Annotated in this window: 15 protein-coding genes; 8 read left to right on the top strand and 7 right to left on the bottom strand. The window is 55.5% G+C overall.

Annotation, left to right across the window (positions count from 1 at the left end):
- Positions 1–77: 77 nt before the first annotated feature.
- Positions 78–1,199: a branched-chain amino acid ABC transporter substrate-binding protein gene (locus M8318_RS16845; RefSeq protein WP_106993376.1), complete on the bottom strand. Its 1,122-nt coding sequence runs from the start codon at positions 1,197–1,199 to the stop codon at positions 78–80.
- A 416-nt stretch (positions 1,200–1,615) separates the two neighbouring features.
- On the opposite strand from M8318_RS16845, the gene M8318_RS16840 reads away from it, so the two are divergent.
- Positions 1,616–2,284, top strand: a complete 669-nt coding sequence (locus tag M8318_RS16840; protein WP_262663621.1) for a YecA/YgfB family protein — start codon at positions 1,616–1,618, stop codon at positions 2,282–2,284.
- A gap of 78 nt (positions 2,285–2,362) precedes the next feature.
- Here the strand turns inward: M8318_RS16840 and tyrP are convergent, their stop codons facing one another.
- The 3 genes from tyrP to yecR form a co-directional block, all read right to left on the bottom strand.
- The gene (gene tyrP, locus M8318_RS16835) at positions 2,363–3,574 is read right to left on the bottom strand and encodes a tyrosine transporter TyrP (protein ID WP_262663620.1); all 1,212 of its coding nucleotides are present in this window, start codon (positions 3,572–3,574) and stop codon (positions 2,363–2,365) included.
- A 236-nt stretch (positions 3,575–3,810) separates the two neighbouring features.
- Positions 3,811–4,308 carry a non-heme ferritin gene (gene ftnA / locus M8318_RS16830; protein WP_262663619.1) on the bottom strand — a complete coding sequence of 166 codons (498 nt, stop codon included), beginning with the start codon at positions 4,306–4,308 and terminating at the stop codon, positions 3,811–3,813.
- 207 nt (positions 4,309–4,515) lie between these two features.
- Complete coding sequence (gene yecR / locus M8318_RS16825) at positions 4,516–4,851, bottom strand: YecR-like lipofamily protein (RefSeq protein ID WP_262663618.1); 336 nt, start codon at positions 4,849–4,851, stop codon at positions 4,516–4,518.
- Between the two features lie 294 nt (positions 4,852–5,145).
- Here yecR and M8318_RS16820 point away from each other — a divergent pair, with 294 nt between their 5' ends.
- The gene (locus tag M8318_RS16820) at positions 5,146–5,784 is read left to right on the top strand and encodes an RpiB/LacA/LacB family sugar-phosphate isomerase (protein ID WP_262663617.1); all 639 of its coding nucleotides are present in this window, start codon (positions 5,146–5,148) and stop codon (positions 5,782–5,784) included.
- 42 nt (positions 5,785–5,826) lie between these two features.
- Here the strand turns inward: M8318_RS16820 and M8318_RS16815 are convergent, their stop codons facing one another.
- The gene (locus M8318_RS16815; protein ID WP_262663616.1) at positions 5,827–7,248 is read right to left on the bottom strand and encodes an MFS transporter; all 1,422 of its coding nucleotides are present in this window, start codon (positions 7,246–7,248) and stop codon (positions 5,827–5,829) included.
- A 212-nt stretch (positions 7,249–7,460) separates the two neighbouring features.
- Between M8318_RS16815 and azuC the strand changes: the two genes are divergently transcribed.
- Together azuC and M8318_RS16805 are read left to right on the top strand one after the other, a co-directional pair.
- Positions 7,461–7,544: a stress response protein AzuC gene (gene azuC / locus M8318_RS16810; RefSeq protein ID WP_098946254.1), complete on the top strand. Its 84-nt coding sequence runs from the start codon at positions 7,461–7,463 to the stop codon at positions 7,542–7,544.
- Positions 7,545–7,639: 95 nt separating this feature from the next.
- Positions 7,640–7,891, top strand: a complete 252-nt coding sequence (locus tag M8318_RS16805) for a DUF2766 domain-containing protein (RefSeq protein WP_262663615.1) — start codon at positions 7,640–7,642, stop codon at positions 7,889–7,891.
- 80 nt (positions 7,892–7,971) lie between these two features.
- On the opposite strand, the gene M8318_RS16800 is transcribed toward M8318_RS16805, so the two are convergent.
- Both M8318_RS16800 and M8318_RS16795 read right to left on the bottom strand, forming a co-directional pair.
- On the bottom strand, positions 7,972–9,315 hold the full coding sequence (locus M8318_RS16800) for an anaerobic C4-dicarboxylate transporter (protein ID WP_262663614.1): 1,344 nt from the start codon (positions 9,313–9,315) through the stop codon (positions 7,972–7,974).
- A 167-nt stretch (positions 9,316–9,482) separates the two neighbouring features.
- A complete protein-coding gene (locus tag M8318_RS16795) occupies positions 9,483–9,986 on the bottom strand; it encodes a non-heme ferritin-like protein (RefSeq protein ID WP_262663613.1) in 504 nt (167 codons plus the stop codon).
- A 539-nt stretch (positions 9,987–10,525) separates the two neighbouring features.
- On the opposite strand from M8318_RS16795, the gene M8318_RS16790 reads away from it, so the two are divergent.
- The 4 genes from M8318_RS16790 (at position 10,526) to araH (ending at position 14,964) form a co-directional block, all read left to right on the top strand.
- Positions 10,526–11,083, top strand: coding sequence for a DJ-1/PfpI family protein (locus M8318_RS16790; protein WP_262663612.1), 558 nt, complete (start codon positions 10,526–10,528; stop codon positions 11,081–11,083).
- A gap of 313 nt (positions 11,084–11,396) precedes the next feature.
- Positions 11,397–12,386, top strand: coding sequence for an arabinose ABC transporter substrate-binding protein AraF (gene araF, locus M8318_RS16785; protein WP_106993367.1), 990 nt, complete (start codon positions 11,397–11,399; stop codon positions 12,384–12,386).
- A gap of 68 nt (positions 12,387–12,454) precedes the next feature.
- The gene (araG, locus tag M8318_RS16780; RefSeq protein WP_262663611.1) at positions 12,455–13,969 is read left to right on the top strand and encodes an L-arabinose ABC transporter ATP-binding protein AraG; all 1,515 of its coding nucleotides are present in this window, start codon (positions 12,455–12,457) and stop codon (positions 13,967–13,969) included.
- Between the two features lie 14 nt (positions 13,970–13,983).
- Complete coding sequence (araH, locus tag M8318_RS16775; protein WP_262663610.1) at positions 13,984–14,964, top strand: arabinose ABC transporter permease AraH; 981 nt, start codon at positions 13,984–13,986, stop codon at positions 14,962–14,964.
- The last annotated feature ends 91 nt before the right edge of the window (positions 14,965–15,055 follow it).

Raw genomic sequence — 15,055 nt, 5'->3', positions numbered from 1 at the left:
CGCAGGTTGCGCTGCGGTCCTCGGGTTATAGTGCGTCGGTATGTCGCCATACCGACGTTGAGCGTGATTCCGTCCGCTTACTGCACTTCCTTATATTTACCCTTGTCGTCCCACTCATACACCACGTAGTCAGAGACTTTCAGGTCGCCCTTGCTGTCCCAGGATTTTTTGCCCATCACGGTATCCACCGAATTAGCCTTCAGCCATTCGCTGGCTTTAGCCGGATCGGCCCCGCCGGTGGCTTTAAAGGCCGCAGCAATGGCCTGGATGGAGGCGTAGGAGTAGAGGGTGTAGCCTTCCGGCTCAAATTTACTGGCGCGGAATTTGTCGATCACCGCTTTACCTTCCGGGATCAGACGCGGGTCTTTGCCGAAGGTCATATAGATGCCGTTGGTGTATTGCGCGCCTCCGGCGGCTGTGACCATCTCTTCGTTGACAATACAGTCGCCGGAGAAGAATTTGGCCTGCACCCCTTGCTCACGCATCTGGCGCACCAGCGGGCCCGCTTCCGGGTGGCAGCCGCCGAAGAAGACCACGTCCGGTTTCTGGGCACCGATTTTGGTCACCAGCGCGTTAAAGTCTTTTTCGCCGCGGGACAGGCCTTCGTACATCACGTCTTTGACATCACGTTTCGCCAGCGCCGCTTTGGTGGCATCCGCCAGCCCCTGGCCGTAGGTGTCTTTGTCGTGAATGATCACCACCCGTTTGGCTTTCAGCTTATCGATAATGAAATCAGCGGCGACCTGGCCCTGCTGGTCATCACGGCCGCACATGCGGAACATGTCGCTCATCCCGCGCTCGGTGATCAGCGGGTTGGTGGAACCGGGGGTGATAGCCAGTACGCCCGCGTCGTTATAGACCTCGGAAGCCGGCATGGTGGAGGAGGAGCAGAAGTGGCCGACCACGGCTTTGACCTTATCCTGGTCAACCAGACGGTTAGCGACCGAGACGGCCTGTTTCGGTTCACAGGCGTCATCGCCCTGCACCAGTTTGATCTTCTCGCCATTAATGCCGCCCGCGGCGTTAATGTCTTCCGCGGCCTGGGTCGCGCCGTGCCAGTACTGGTCCCCATAGGTGGCGTTCGGCCCGGTGAAGGGACCCGCCACGCCAATCACGATATCAGCCTGGGCGGAAAACGCCGTCACCAGACACCCTGCCAGCACAAGAGAGAGAGGACTTCTGATCAATTTCAGCGACATTATTATGTACCTTTTCTGAGTGTTTTTTGGCACAACCCTGTGTAGTCGAACGCCGGAGGCGTACCCAATCCAAACGTATTGCACTAAACGGACGACATACCGCAGAAACAGGCGAGATTGCCTGAGGGCGATTCCCCTCAGCACAACAGTAAGCAAAATAGTTGCCAGAACGGCAGCGTATTGCCTGTGTTTCGACAATTTTCAGTATAGAGCGCCGTTTTAAGCGGCCCGGCGGCATGAAGTGAAATTACAGCGGGGATCACATCTCATTAACAACAAAGCACATAAGTTGTGCAACGGTCACGATTTGGACGGAATTGCACCAGTAACGCGCCCCGGAACAACAGGGGAAGGGGACCGTTGAGCCTGCTTTCTGTGTTACCCTGCACGCAATTCTATTCTGCAGGAGATTTACCATGAGCGAAGGCCCATTAAACGAAACCGAAATGGAGTGGCTGGAAGAGACCTTAATGACCTACGGTCATGACGGCGAGTCCGTGATGGACGTCTCGGAGCTCGACGGGATGCTGACCGCGGTGCTGTCCGGCCCGGTGGTGGTTGAGCCGGACCGCTGGCTGGTGGCGGTGTGGGGTGGCGAGAAAAACATCCCGCGCTGGAAGAACGATCGCGAGATGAACCGCTTCATCGATCTCTGCTTCAAGCACATGAACGATATTGCCGAGCGCCTGAGCGACTACCCGGAGCAGTTTGAGCCAATGTTCGGCATGAACGATGTCGAGGGTGAAACCTTTACCGTGGTGGAGGAGTGGTGCTTCGGTTATATGCGCGGCGTGGCGCTGACCGACTGGTCATCCCTGCCAGAGTCCCTGCGTGAGGATCTGGATCTTATCGCCCTGCACGGCTCCGAAGAGAACTTTGAGCGTCTGGATACCTTCAGTGAAGAGGAGTTCCAGCAGAGCATTGAGGGCATTCGTCCGGCGGCGCTGCGCCTGTATAACCACTGGATTGCCAACCCGCAAGAGTCGGTTGCCCAGCAGCCGGTGATCAACGGCACCAAAGTCGGTCGCAACGATCCCTGCCCGTGCGGCAGCGGTAAAAAATTCAAGAACTGCTGTCTGCATTAACCGCGCCCGGCGGCGCTTCGCTTGCACGGACCTACAGGTTTCGTAGGCCGGGTAAGCGCAGTGCCACCCGGCAGCCATTTATCCCACTTCAGGTAACAGCCCCGCCGCAATCCCGACCTGCACGAGGATTATCGCAATCCCGCAGGCGAAGACCAGACACAGCGCCGGTTTCCCGCCGGGCACCCGGTAATCACCGCCTGGATGATGCTTCCGGCTCTGCCATACCAGCAGCGACGGCAGCAGCAGCGCCAGCACCGCCAGCGCGACTCCTGCATAACCCAGCGCCATCACAAACCCACGCGGATAGAACAGGGCGAAGGCCAGCGGCGGCAGGAAGGTGATCGCCCCGGTCTGGATACGCCCGCCTACGGTGCGGCTGCGCTGGAACAGGTCGGCAAGGTAATCGAACAGGCCCAGCGCCACCCCGAGGAACGAGGTCGCCAGAGCAAGGTCGGCAAACAGATGCACCGCCAGCTCCACGTGCGGCGACGCCACCACTTCACGCAGAGCCTGCAGCAGCCCGTTCAGGCCGGTATGGCTCGCCAGCATCCCCATAAAGGTCGACGAGTTAATGCTGCCGAGGGTCACCAGCTGCCAGAAGATGTAGGCCACCAGTGGAATGGCGCTGCCGGTGATAAAGATCCAGCGCAGCTTGCGCACGTTGCCATTCATATAGCTGACGATGCTCGGCACGCTGCCGTGGAAACCAAACGAGGTAAAAATTACCGGGATGGCCGACAGCGCCAGCCCTTTCTCCAGCGGCAGGGTCAGAAGATTGACCTTATGAATGTGCGGCGCCAGCAGCGCCAGCATTACCACCAGGAAGATGATTTTGGCCGAGAACAGGAAACGGTTGAACAGATCCACCAGCGAGGTGCCCACGCAGACCACGCCGCCGCCGATCAGGGTAAAGAAGATCACCCCGGTGGTCGGGGAGATATCGGCGTTGAACCAGTCGTTAACGCTGGAGGCGATAAGCTCACCCGCGCCGCTGATATAGGCTGCGGTCAGGGCATACATCAGGAACATCATGCTGAAACCGGTGATCCACTGGCCGAAACGGCCCAGATAGCGCCCGGCCAGCGACCCCAACCCGGTATCGGCGGGAACGTGCTGATACACTTCCAGCAGCAGCAGGGCGGTATAACACATCAGCGCCCAGAGTGTGCCCAGCAACACCAGTGTGATGCCAAACCCGACGCCCGCCGCCGCCAGCGGCATCGCCAGCATACCTGCGCCAATCGTGGTTCCGGCGACGATAAAAATACTTCCCAGCGTTCTGTTCTTCACGTTTTCCTCTACAGCCTTGCACTATCGCGACAAAATCTGCGGCGCAGCGTAAGGGAAAAGCGCAGGTTCGTCAAACCGTCGTTACAAGGACTGTAAATTTAGGTTTACGCTATTAATCAGAAGCCGTTAGCAGGGGGGAATTGAAGGTATTTCTGCGCCAGCACAAGGCCGACAGGGGAGGAAGTAAAATATGCCGTCATCAAAAATAACGCGGCGCCAGAGGCGCCGCAGTCATATTAATTTTGAGCGTCAAGCGTCGACAGCTCTTTATCAATAAAGTACAACCCTTCACCGGATTTACCCGCCAGCGACAGTTTATCGAGAACGGATTTAAACAGCTTCTCTTCTTCGTGCTGCTCTGCCACATACCATTGCAGGAAATTAAAGGTGCCATAATCCTGGCTAATCATCGCCGCATGGACCAGTTCATTAATTTTCTGGGTGATCAGCTGCTCGTGCTCATAAGTGGCGCGGAACAGCTCGTCCAGCGAGGCGTATTCAGCAAACGGCGACGCCACCGGGTTGATGCGCGGCAGGCTGCCAGTATCGGTAAGATAATCAAAGAGACGCTGCATGTGAGTCATCTCTTCCTGCGCGTGACGACGCATAAATGCCGCTGCGCCTTCAAAACTGTGATAGCTACACCAGGCGCTCATCTGTTGATAGAGCAGGGAGGAGTAAAGCTCCAGATTCATTTGCTCATTGAGCTTGTCGATCATTTCGGTTTTAAGCATGGTGTCGCTCCGTATTATTATTCACTGGTCAACGTGAGCGTCACTATAATTTGTTATTTATTTATTTGCAAAAAGTAAAATAAATATTTAAACGATCATAATACGAATGGGAATAAAACGCATTGCGGGTAAGGTAAATAAATTAATGAGAATTATTCTGTTTCGTGTTTAATACTATTATTGCCAGCGGGATCGCTGGCAACGGAATTAATAATAGGTGACGACGACGGGCCGCGGGATATAGCCATGACACTGATACTGAATGGTCATGGTTTCATTCAGGCACAGCGAGCCGCTGATGAGGCTACAGGTTTTGATCGGCTGCCCGTAGGCCATGGCCGTACTGTATCCCATCGCCTGGCATTCACGGGTCGCGGTACCGCTGGTGACGTAGTCGTCATAGCGGGCGTTCTGCAACATGGCCTGATCGTAATTGAGCATGACAACACCTGACGTGACGTCGACGCTGCTGACTTCTGCTTGCCGGGTAACGCCACAGCCCGCCAGTAACAGGAGCAGGCCGCCAGTGCATAATCTCTTCATAGAACACTCTGGATGCATGGAAATAACCTATACTAGCGGCTGATGTGCGCCGCAATGCCAGGATTAAACGCCTGTTCTGCCCCTTCTCTTTGCCACGAGCCCTTGCTCCTTCAATCTTAAGCCATCCGTTTATCAGGCGGCGGCAAAAACCTCTCCGGGCACAAAATTGTGAGCGCATCTTTGTTTTTTGAAACTATTTTTCACTTAATTTGAAAGTGCGTTTGCTAAGTAGTAAGGTTGGACAGGTAAGCTATCCACAGCGGGACGCCCCGCATCGCATTCAGGAGACGAAGAATGAAAATTGCACTGATGATGGAAAACAGCCAGGCGCCAAAAAACGCCATCATCCTCAAGGAATTGAACGCCGTTGCTGAAGAGAAAGGTTTCCCGGTCTACAACGTTGGGATGAGCGACGAAAACGATCACCACCTGACCTACATCCACCTGGGGATCATGGCGAGCATTCTGCTGAACTCCAGAGCGGTTGATTTCGTGGTGACCGGTTGCGGTACCGGCCAGGGCGCGCTGATGTCCCTGAACATCCACCCGGGTGTGGTGTGCGGCTACTGCATCGATCCGGCTGACGCCTTCCTGTTCGCCCAGATCAACAACGGTAACGCGCTCTCCCTGCCGTTTGCTAAAGGCTTCGGCTGGGGCGCAGAGCTGAACGTTCGCTTTATCTTTGAAAAAGCCTTCACTGGCCGTAATGGCGAAGGTTATCCGCCAGAGCGTAAAGAGCCTCAGGTTCGCAACGCTGGCATCCTGAACCAGGTGAAAGCCGCGGTTGTGAAAGAGAACTATCTAGACACCCTGCGCGCTATCGATCCAGAGCTGGTTAAAACGGCAGTAACCGGTCAGCGTTTCCAGCAGTGCTTCTTCGAGAACTGCCAGGATAAAGAGATCGAAGCCTTTGTCCGCGGAATTATCGGCTAAGTTGCCAACGCCAGTGATAAAGCCAGCTTACGCTGGCTTTTTTTATGCCCGCTTGCTGGATACCGCACTGCCGGCATCTTTCACCAGCCGCAGGGTATCGATCATCCCCAGCAGACAGACCAGTGCAATCGCCACAAACGCCAGCCGGAAGCTGATGCCCGGTAGCGCCTCCATCCCCAGCATCTCGCTGCTCAGTTCCCCGAGACGGATCCCGATCGCGCCGAGGGTGATCCCCAGACCCACCGCCAGTTGGGTAGCGGTGGAAAACAGGGTGTTGGCATAGCTCATCTGCGGGGAAGGGACATCAGCAAAGGCGAGGGTGCTGATGGCGGTAAACTGAATGGAACGGAATACGCCCCCCAGATAGAGCACCAGCATGATCACCCACACCGGAGTTTGCGGGGTCAGGAATGCGCACGCCAGCAGGGCCAGCACGTTCAGCGCCCCGTTAATCAGCAGCAGCTTTTTAAATCCCAGCCCGCGAATCAGCGGGGTGGTCGCCGGTTTGATGGTCAGATTGCCGACAAACACCGCCAGTACCAGCAGCCCGGAGTGGAACGCATCCATGCCGAATCCCACCTGAAACAGCAGCGGCAGCAAAAACGGCACGGCGCTGATGGAGGCGCGAAACAGCGACCCGCCGTACATCGTCACGCGAAAGGTCGGTACCTGCAGGGCGTCAAGGCGGATCATCGGCCATTCAGCGCGTCTGAAATGCCGCAGGGCATAGATCAACGTCATCACTCCGATGGCCAGTAGTGCAAGAGTGATTACTGTATTCACGTCGTGCGCCCCCATCATCTCCATGGCGCAAACCAGGCTGACCATTGCCACCGAGGTGGCGACAAAGCCCGGGGTGTCGAACGGACGGCGCGTCTCCTCACAGATATCCGGGATAATGCGCAGCGCCAGCGCGATGGCAATCAGCCCCAGCGGGACATTAATAAAGAAGATCCAGCGCCAGTTGGCATAGCTGGTGATAAACCCGCCCAGCGGCGGGCCGATAATCGGCGCTACCAGCGCGGGCCAGGTCAGGGTGGCGATGGCGGTGATCAACAGATGTTTCGGGGTGGTGCGCAGCACCGCCAGCCGCCCGACCGGGACCATCAGCGCGCCCCCCATCCCCTGCAGGACGCGCATGGCGACGAACTGATCGACGCTGGTGGCGAGGCCGCACAGCACCGAGGCGAGGGTGAAGATCGCCAGTGCGAGGGTAAAGACTTTGCGCGCGCCAAAACGGTCGGCAATCCAGCCGCTGGCCGGGATCAGCACCGCCAGGGTGATGAGATAGGCGCTGATGCCGATGTTGAGATCCACCGCCTGTACGCCAAAGCTTTTCGCCATATCGGGTAGGGCGGTGGCGATCACCGTTCCGTCGAGAAACTCCATAAAGAATGCGCCAGCCACCAACAGCGCAGCGGGAGAGATCCCGCTGGCCGCGTTGCCGGAGATTTTTTCGCTCATTTTTCCTCTGCCACTTAAACTTTTTTTTAAAAATTTACAGGAACAAGCAGGATGCTAATTGCCTGATTTGTATTTATTTTTAACAGGAACGCTGTTTTATTTTAAATAAACTGCCGTGATGAATATCACAAAATGATTGATTTTTGTGATGGCGGTCATATTATAGGCGCATCAACGATAACACCTGCATAACAATTAGCCGGAGCAAAACAATGAAATTGCGCAAAATCCTGAAAAGCATGTTCGAATCCTATTGCAAGACCTTCAAGGACGTACCGCCAGGCGCGATGTTCTGATAAAAAAACCTGCTTCGGCAGGTTTTTTTGTGCCTGCAGGCCGCAACAGGCCGGGCGTTTTGCTACTATGGCGGCCTTTCAAACAGGAGAAGCCTATGTCTCAAAACCTGAGTGCCGATCAGGAACTGATCTCTGACGTTGTTGCATGCCAGCTGGTTATCAAACAAATCCTTGATGTGATTGAAATCATCGCCCCGGCTGAGGTGCGCGAGAAGATGTCCAGCCAGCTCAGAAACATCGATTTTACCAGCAATCCTGCCTCGGCCGACCCCGTCACGCTGCGTGCGGTTCAGAAAGCCATTGCGCTGATTGAACTGAAGTTCACCCCGCAGGGCGAGTCTCACTAAAATAAACCGACGTTTTGAATTTAGAAATGGTTTTGTGAGAAGAATGTGAACGGGCGACCCCGGGTCGCCCGGAATGCAGGTTACATAAAGGTCTGCACCAGCAGATAGCTCACCGCACAGGCGCAGCTCACCCCAATAAGCCCCGGCAGAATAAAGCTGTGGTTAATAATAAATTTGCCAATGCGCGTAGTGCCCGAGCGGTCAAAGCCAATGCAGGCGAGGTCGCTGGGGTAGGTCGGTAGAACAAAATAGCCGTACGACGCCGGGAAGAAAGCAATCAGCATCTTCGGATCGATTCCCAGCATTAATCCCATCGGCGCTACCGCCGTCAGGGCTGCCGCCTGGCTGTTGACCAGTTTCGAGACCAGGAACAGCACGATGGCGTAGGTCCAGGGGTGACTTTTTACCACCCCCTCCAGGGCCATCTTCAGTTCATCCAGATGCGCCTGGAAAAAGGTGTCGCTCATCCATGCCACGCCAAAGACCGAGAAAATCGCCACCATCCCGGCCTTAAACACCGCCCCGTTTGAGATCGCCGCGGCATTTACTTTGCACACCATCAGCATCACCGCCCCGGCAATCAGCATCATCATCTGGATCACCAGGTTCATCGACAGGGCCGTCATTTTGCCTTTCACCTCAAAGGCCGGACGCAGCTCGGGCAGGGCACCCAGCAGCACCACGACGGCAATCCCGGCGAAGAAGATCCAGGTGGACCAGTAGGCCTGCTTCGGGAAACGTTGATCCATTAAGGTGTCGGTACTGCCGTAGATGAACTTGCGCTGCTCGGGATCCTGCAGCCGGGCCTGAAACTCCTCGTCGTCGGCCAGATCCTTGCCGCGGCGCAGACTCCATAGGGCGGCAATCGCTACCCCCGCCAGCGAGGCCGGGACCGAAATGGCGAGGATCTGCAGAATGCCAAACGCCTGACCCACGCCGTGCTGCGCGGCAAGAATCGACACCAGCGAGACGACGGCAACCGACACCGGCGAGGCGGTAATTGCCATCTGCGAGGCAATAGACGCCACCGCCATCGGGCGTTCCGGGCGGATGCCTTTTTTCAGCGCGATATCGGCGATGATCGGGAACATGGTATAGACCACATGGCCGGTGCCGCACAGGAAGGTCAGCATCCAGGTGGTAAAGGGGGCGAGCAGGGTGATGTGTTGCGGATGCCGTCGCAGCAGCCTTTCGGCAAACTGCATCATCACGTTCAGTCCCCCGGCGGTTTGCAGCGTGGCGGCGCAGCCGATGACCGCAAGGATCGTCAGCATCACATCTACCGGAGGCTTACCGGGCTGAAGCCCAAAGACAAAGCTGAGAATAAAAAGGCCAATGCCGCTGATCAGCCCCAGTCCCATACCACCGAACCGGGTTCCGACTAACAGGCACAGAATAATGACAACAAATTCAACGGTAATCATACGTTTCCCTCGTCTGTGAAAATGAAATTTTCGCAAATCATTACACGGAGAAGGGTTATTCGGTGGGAGCCAGATCGGATTTGTTAAAGATTAATAAAAGCAAAGGGTTGGTTGTTCTGAAACAAAATTACCCGGCACAGGCCGGGTAAGTCATGTGAAGCGCAGGATCAGTGATGCTGGCAGTTGACGACGTTCAGCAGGTGACGATCGGTTTGTTCCAGCCCCATGCCGGTGCTCCGGGCCTGGCGAACTTCATCGAGGACGGTCTTCAGTAACACCCCATCCTGCTGTTGCTCTTTTTCAATATCATGCAGGAAGTTGAGCGTAGAGATATCTTCCATTTTTCGCGCTTCATCCGTTAATTGATTCAGCGTCAGGCAGCGTTGCTCATACTCCTCCAGCGTGCGCTGGAAAACCGCTTCCAGACAGCTGCAGTCTTCATCACTCATATCAACTGGTTTCAGCACCGGCATCGCGCCAGAGGCTTTCAGAAAATCAAAAACGCGCATCATCTGGGTGACGTTGCTCTGCGCCTGAGTGCGCAGGAAGGTCGCGGAGCCGGTGAACTGATGTTCTGAGCACCACTCGCTGAGGTGCAAAGAGAGGTTTGACGCGTGAAACTCCAGGTTCATCTGCGTATTGAGCTTGTTGATCATATCCGAGGCAGCCATATCCATTCCCTTTTCTTCGTTATGTAACCAAAAAAATAATCATCATTAACGATAGTTCACTTCAGAATAAAAGCATTCTGTTTTCCCTGTATGTGATCCCTTATTCACTTCAGGCATCGGGTAAAAATAATAATAACAGCGGTTGCTTTATAAGAAAATCCTTATAAATATATTCTTACTAAAGCTTACCTCCCATCAGGAATTAAAAACAGTGAAGCAGTCAGAGAGGATTAAGTGAGAGCGTTAAATAAATAAGTGACTGTAATTTATGGGTTTGTATAAATTTAAAGCGATTTGATTGATCACGTATTTTAATGTTTTTCCGGGTAGCGCCGGGACAGGTGTTTAGCACAAAAAGTGATAATAATTTCCGCCTGGCGGAATAGAGATAATTCTTATATTTAATAGATTTTTACACGTGATGAAAATTGCGCCGGATCACTTTTGGGAAAAAGAGTGTGATATGTGATCCAGCAGGAAGTTTGTTGCCGCACACTCTGTAAAAATGAAACATTGTTTTAATCTAATGGAGTGTTTTTATGGCAAAGGTTGCGGTGCTACTGGCACCCGGATTTGAAGAGGCGGAAGCGATCATCACCATTGATATCCTGCGCCGTCTCAATATTGAAGTAGAGACCCTGGCCTGCGCAGAGTCGCGGGGAGTGGTGAGCTACCATACTATCCCAATGGTCGCCGATCACACCCTGAGCCACAAAATAGATACTTACTACGACGCCGTTGTCCTACCGGGCGGCCCGCAGGGCAGCGTTAACCTCGCCGCCAGCGCAGAGGTGGTGCGTTTTGTCGCTGCGCATGACGAAGCGGGCAAAATTATCGCCCCGATCTGTTCCGCCGCCGCGCGCGTGCTGGGCGGGAACGGCTTGCTGAAAGGCCGTCGCTATGTCTGCTCGGGGGATCTCTGGCAGGGGGTTCAGGACGGCGTCTATGTCGATGCCCCGGTGGTAGAAGATGGCAACCTCATCAGCGGTAAGGGCCTGGGCCATGCTTTCGATTTCGCCCTGACCCTCTCTGCGCGCCTGTTGGGCGATGACGCCCCTGTTCGCGAGCACGCCGAACACATCTACTATCCCTGGTAAGATCGCCGGGCGCGCGTGCGCCCGTCTAACAAGGATATCCTGGCTGAACTTATGGACTAATCTGCTTTAACCCTTTCTAATTGTCTGACAAATACCTCCGCATTTATGTCATTTCTCGCTGAATGTATGTACGCAATTACTGTAATTCTGCGGTGTGATGGCGCTCTCTTATGGATGATTAATTTCCCGCTAAAACTATCTCAAGCAAATGCGCTTTTAACACCTTTGGCGCTAATGCGTTGTTTTACGTCCGAATAAACAAAATTGAGAAGTTGTTTCCCTACAAATTAGAACGCTAAAGCTGGAGTTAACCATGCACAAATTTACTAAAGCGCTGGCGGCCATCGGTCTGGCTGCCGTTATGTCACAATCCGCTATGGCGGAGAACTTAAAGCTCGGTTTCCTGGTCAAGCAGCCGGAAGAGCCGTGGTTCCAGACGGAGTGGAAATTCGCTGATAAAGCCGGGAAAGATTTGGGCTTCGAAGTGATCAAAATTGCCGTGCCGGACGGTGAAAAAACGCTGAATGCCATCGACAGCCTGGCGGCCAGCGGCGCGAAAGGGTTTGTCATCTGTACGCCGGATCCAAAACTGGGCGCCGCCATCGTGGCGAAAGCGCGCGGCTACGACATGAAGGTCATCGCGGTGGACGATCAGTTCGTCAACGCCAAAGGCGCGCCGATGGATACCGTTCCTCTGGTGATGATGGCGGCGACCAAAATCGGCGAGCGTCAGGGTCAGGAGCTGTATAAAGAGATGCAAAAACGCGGCTGGGATGTGAAAGACACCGCCGTGATGGCCATTACCGCTGACGAGCTGGATACCGCGCGCCGTCGTACCACCGGTTCGATGGATGCCCTGAAAGCGGCCGGCTTCCCGGAAAAACAGATCTACAAAGTGCCAACCAAATCTAACGACATCCCGGGCGCCTTCGATGCGGCCAACTCTATGCTGGTTCAGCACTCTGAAGTCAAACACTGGCTGGTGGTCGGGATGAACGACAACACCGTGCTCGGCGGCGTGCGCGCCACTGAAGGCCAGGGCTTCAAAGCGGCAGACGTGATCGGTATCGGCATCAACGGTGTGGATGCGGTGAGCGAACTCTCTAAAGGGCAGGCTACCGGCTTCTACGGCTCCCTCCTGCCAAGCCCGGACGTTCACGGCTACAAATCCAGCGAAATGCTCTACAACTGGGTGACCAAAGGGGCAGAGCCAGCGAAATTTACTGAAGTGACCGACGTGGTGCTGATCACCCGTGACAACTTCAAAGCCGAGCTGGAGAAAAAAGGACTGGGCGGTAAGTAATTTACTGTGATTGCGCCCCCCGGAAGTCAGGGGGGCCAGACGTTCACTACTCGATCCTCGGAGACGTTATGCAACAGTCTGAACCCTATCTCTCATTTCGCGGCATCGGCAAAACCTTTCCCGGTGTCAACGCGCTGACCGACATCAGCTTTGACTGCTACCCGGGTCAGGTTCATGCCCTGATGGGGGAGAACGGTGCCGGAAAATCCACGCTGCTGAAGATCCTCAGCGGTAACTACGCCCCGACAACGGGCACTCTGGCGTTACAGGGCAAAGAGGTCGCCTTTGCGGACACCACCGCCGCGCTGAACGCCGGGGTCGCCATCATCTACCAGGAGCTGCATCTGGTCCCTGAGATGACCGTGGCAGAAAATATTTATCTCGGTCAGCTTCCCCATAAGGGCGGCTTCGTTAATCGTTCGCTGCTCAACTATGAAGCCGGATTACAGCTGAAGCACCTCGGGCTGGATATCGACCCGCAGACCCCGCTCAAATATCTCTCCATCGGCCAGTGGCAGATGGTGGAGATCGCCAAAGCGCTGGCCCGCAATGCCAAAGTCATTGCCTTTGATGAACCGACCAGCTCGCTCTCAGCGCGCGAGATTGAAAACCTGTTCCGGGTAATCCGCGAGCTGCGTAAAGAGGGGCGCATCATTCTGTACGTGTCGCACCGTATGGAAGAGATTTTTGCCCTCAGCGATGCCATCACCGTGTTTAAGGATGGCCGTTATGTGCGTACCTTCACCGACATGCAGCAGGTCAACCACGACCAGCTGGTGCAGGCGATGGTGGGCCGCGAGCTGGGCGATATCTACCACTGGGAATCGCGGCAGTACGGCGGCGAGCTATTGCGTCTGGACGAGGTGAAAGCCCCGGGCGTACGCACGCCGATCAGCCTTACCGTGCGCAGCGGTGAAATCGTCGGCCTGTTCGGGCTGGTGGGGGCAGGGCGCAGCGAGCTGATGAAAGGGCTGTTTGGCGGCACCCGCATTACCGGCGGGCAGGTGTTTATCGACGGGCAACCGGTCGACATTCAGAAACCGGCCCACGCTATCCGCGCAGGGATGATGCTCTGTCCGGAAGACCGTAAAGCCGAGGGGATCATCCCGGTGCACTCAGTGCGGGACAACATCAACATCTCGGCGCGGCGCAAGACCATTCGCGCCGGGTGTCTGATTAACGATACGTGGGAGGTCAGCAATGCCGATCACCACATTCGCTCACTCAACATCAAAACCCCGAGCGCCGAACAGCTGATCATGAACCTCTCCGGCGGCAACCAGCAGAAGGCGATCCTTGGCCGCTGGCTGTCGGAAGAGATGAAGGTGATCCTGCTGGATGAGCCGACCCGCGGTATCGACGTGGGGGCGAAGCACGAAATTTATAACGTGATTTACGCTCTGGCAAAACGCGGCGTGGCGGTGCTCTTCGCCTCGAGCGATCTGCCGGAAGTGCTGGGTGTGGCCGACCGTATCGTGGTGATGCGCGAAGGGGCTATTGCCGGTGAATTGCTTCATGAACAGGCGAATGAACAGCAGGCCTTAAGCCTCGCCATGCCTAAAGTCAGCCAGGCTGTCGCCTGAGTAAGGAGAATAAGATGTCCTCTGTCACTACATCCGGAGCGCCGAAATCGGCCTTCAGCTTCGGGCGCATCTGGGATCAATACGGCATGCTGGTGGTTTTTGCCGCGCTGTTCCTCGGCTGCGCTATCTTTGTGCCTAATTTCGCCACCTTCATTAATATGAAGGGGCTGGGTCTGGCGATATCCATGTCCGGGATGGTCGCCTGCGGGATGCTGTTCTGTCTGGCATCCGGCGACTTCGACCTGTCGGTGGCCTCGGTCATCGCCTGCGCCGGGGTGACGACTGCGGTAGTCATCAATATGACTGAAAGCCTGTGGATTGGCGTGGCGGCCGGGCTCCTGCTCGGCATGCTCAGCGGCCTGGTCAACGGCTTCGTTATTGCCCGGCTGAAAATCAACGCCCTCATCACCACCCTCGCTACCATGCAGATCGTGCGCGGGCTGGCCTATATCATCTCTGACGGTAAAGCGGTGGGGATTGAAGACGAGCGCTTCTTCGCCCTCGGCTATGCCAACTGGCTCGGTCTGCCAGCGCCTATCTGGCTGACGGTGGGGTGTCTGATTATCTTTGGTTTCCTGCTGAACAGAACCACCTTTGGCCGTAACACCCTGGCGATTGGTGGTAATGAGGAGGCGGCGCGTCTGGCCGGGGTTCCGGTGGTACGCACCAAGATTATTATCTTTGTGCTCTCCGGTCTGGTGTCGGCGGCAGCGGGGATTATTCTGGCTTCGCGTATGACCAGCGGCCAGCCGATGACCTCTATCGGTTATGAGCTGATCGTCATCTCAGCCTGCGTTTTGGGGGGGGTATCACTCAAAGGCGGCATCGGAAAAATCTCATATGTGGTGGCGGGGATCCTGATACTCGGGACGGTGGAGAACGCCATGAACCTGTTGAACATCTCTCCGTTCTCGCAGTATGTGGTACGTGGCCTGATCCTGCTTGCAGCGGTGATCTTCGACCGTTACAAACAAAAAGCGAAGCGTACGGTTTAACCCGTTTTCCTCTCTTCCGCGACCTAACTTTTAAGTGTAGTCGCGACCTTAACCCCCTTTCCAGCCGCAGCGGGAAGGGGGTTGTCAAATG

Source organism: Leclercia tamurae (assembly GCF_025566055.1).
Lineage (GTDB): Bacteria > Pseudomonadota > Gammaproteobacteria > Enterobacterales > Enterobacteriaceae > Enterobacter > Enterobacter tamurae.
Note: the sequence above shows the minus strand (reverse complement) of the source record. Positions and strands in the feature narration are given on the sequence as shown.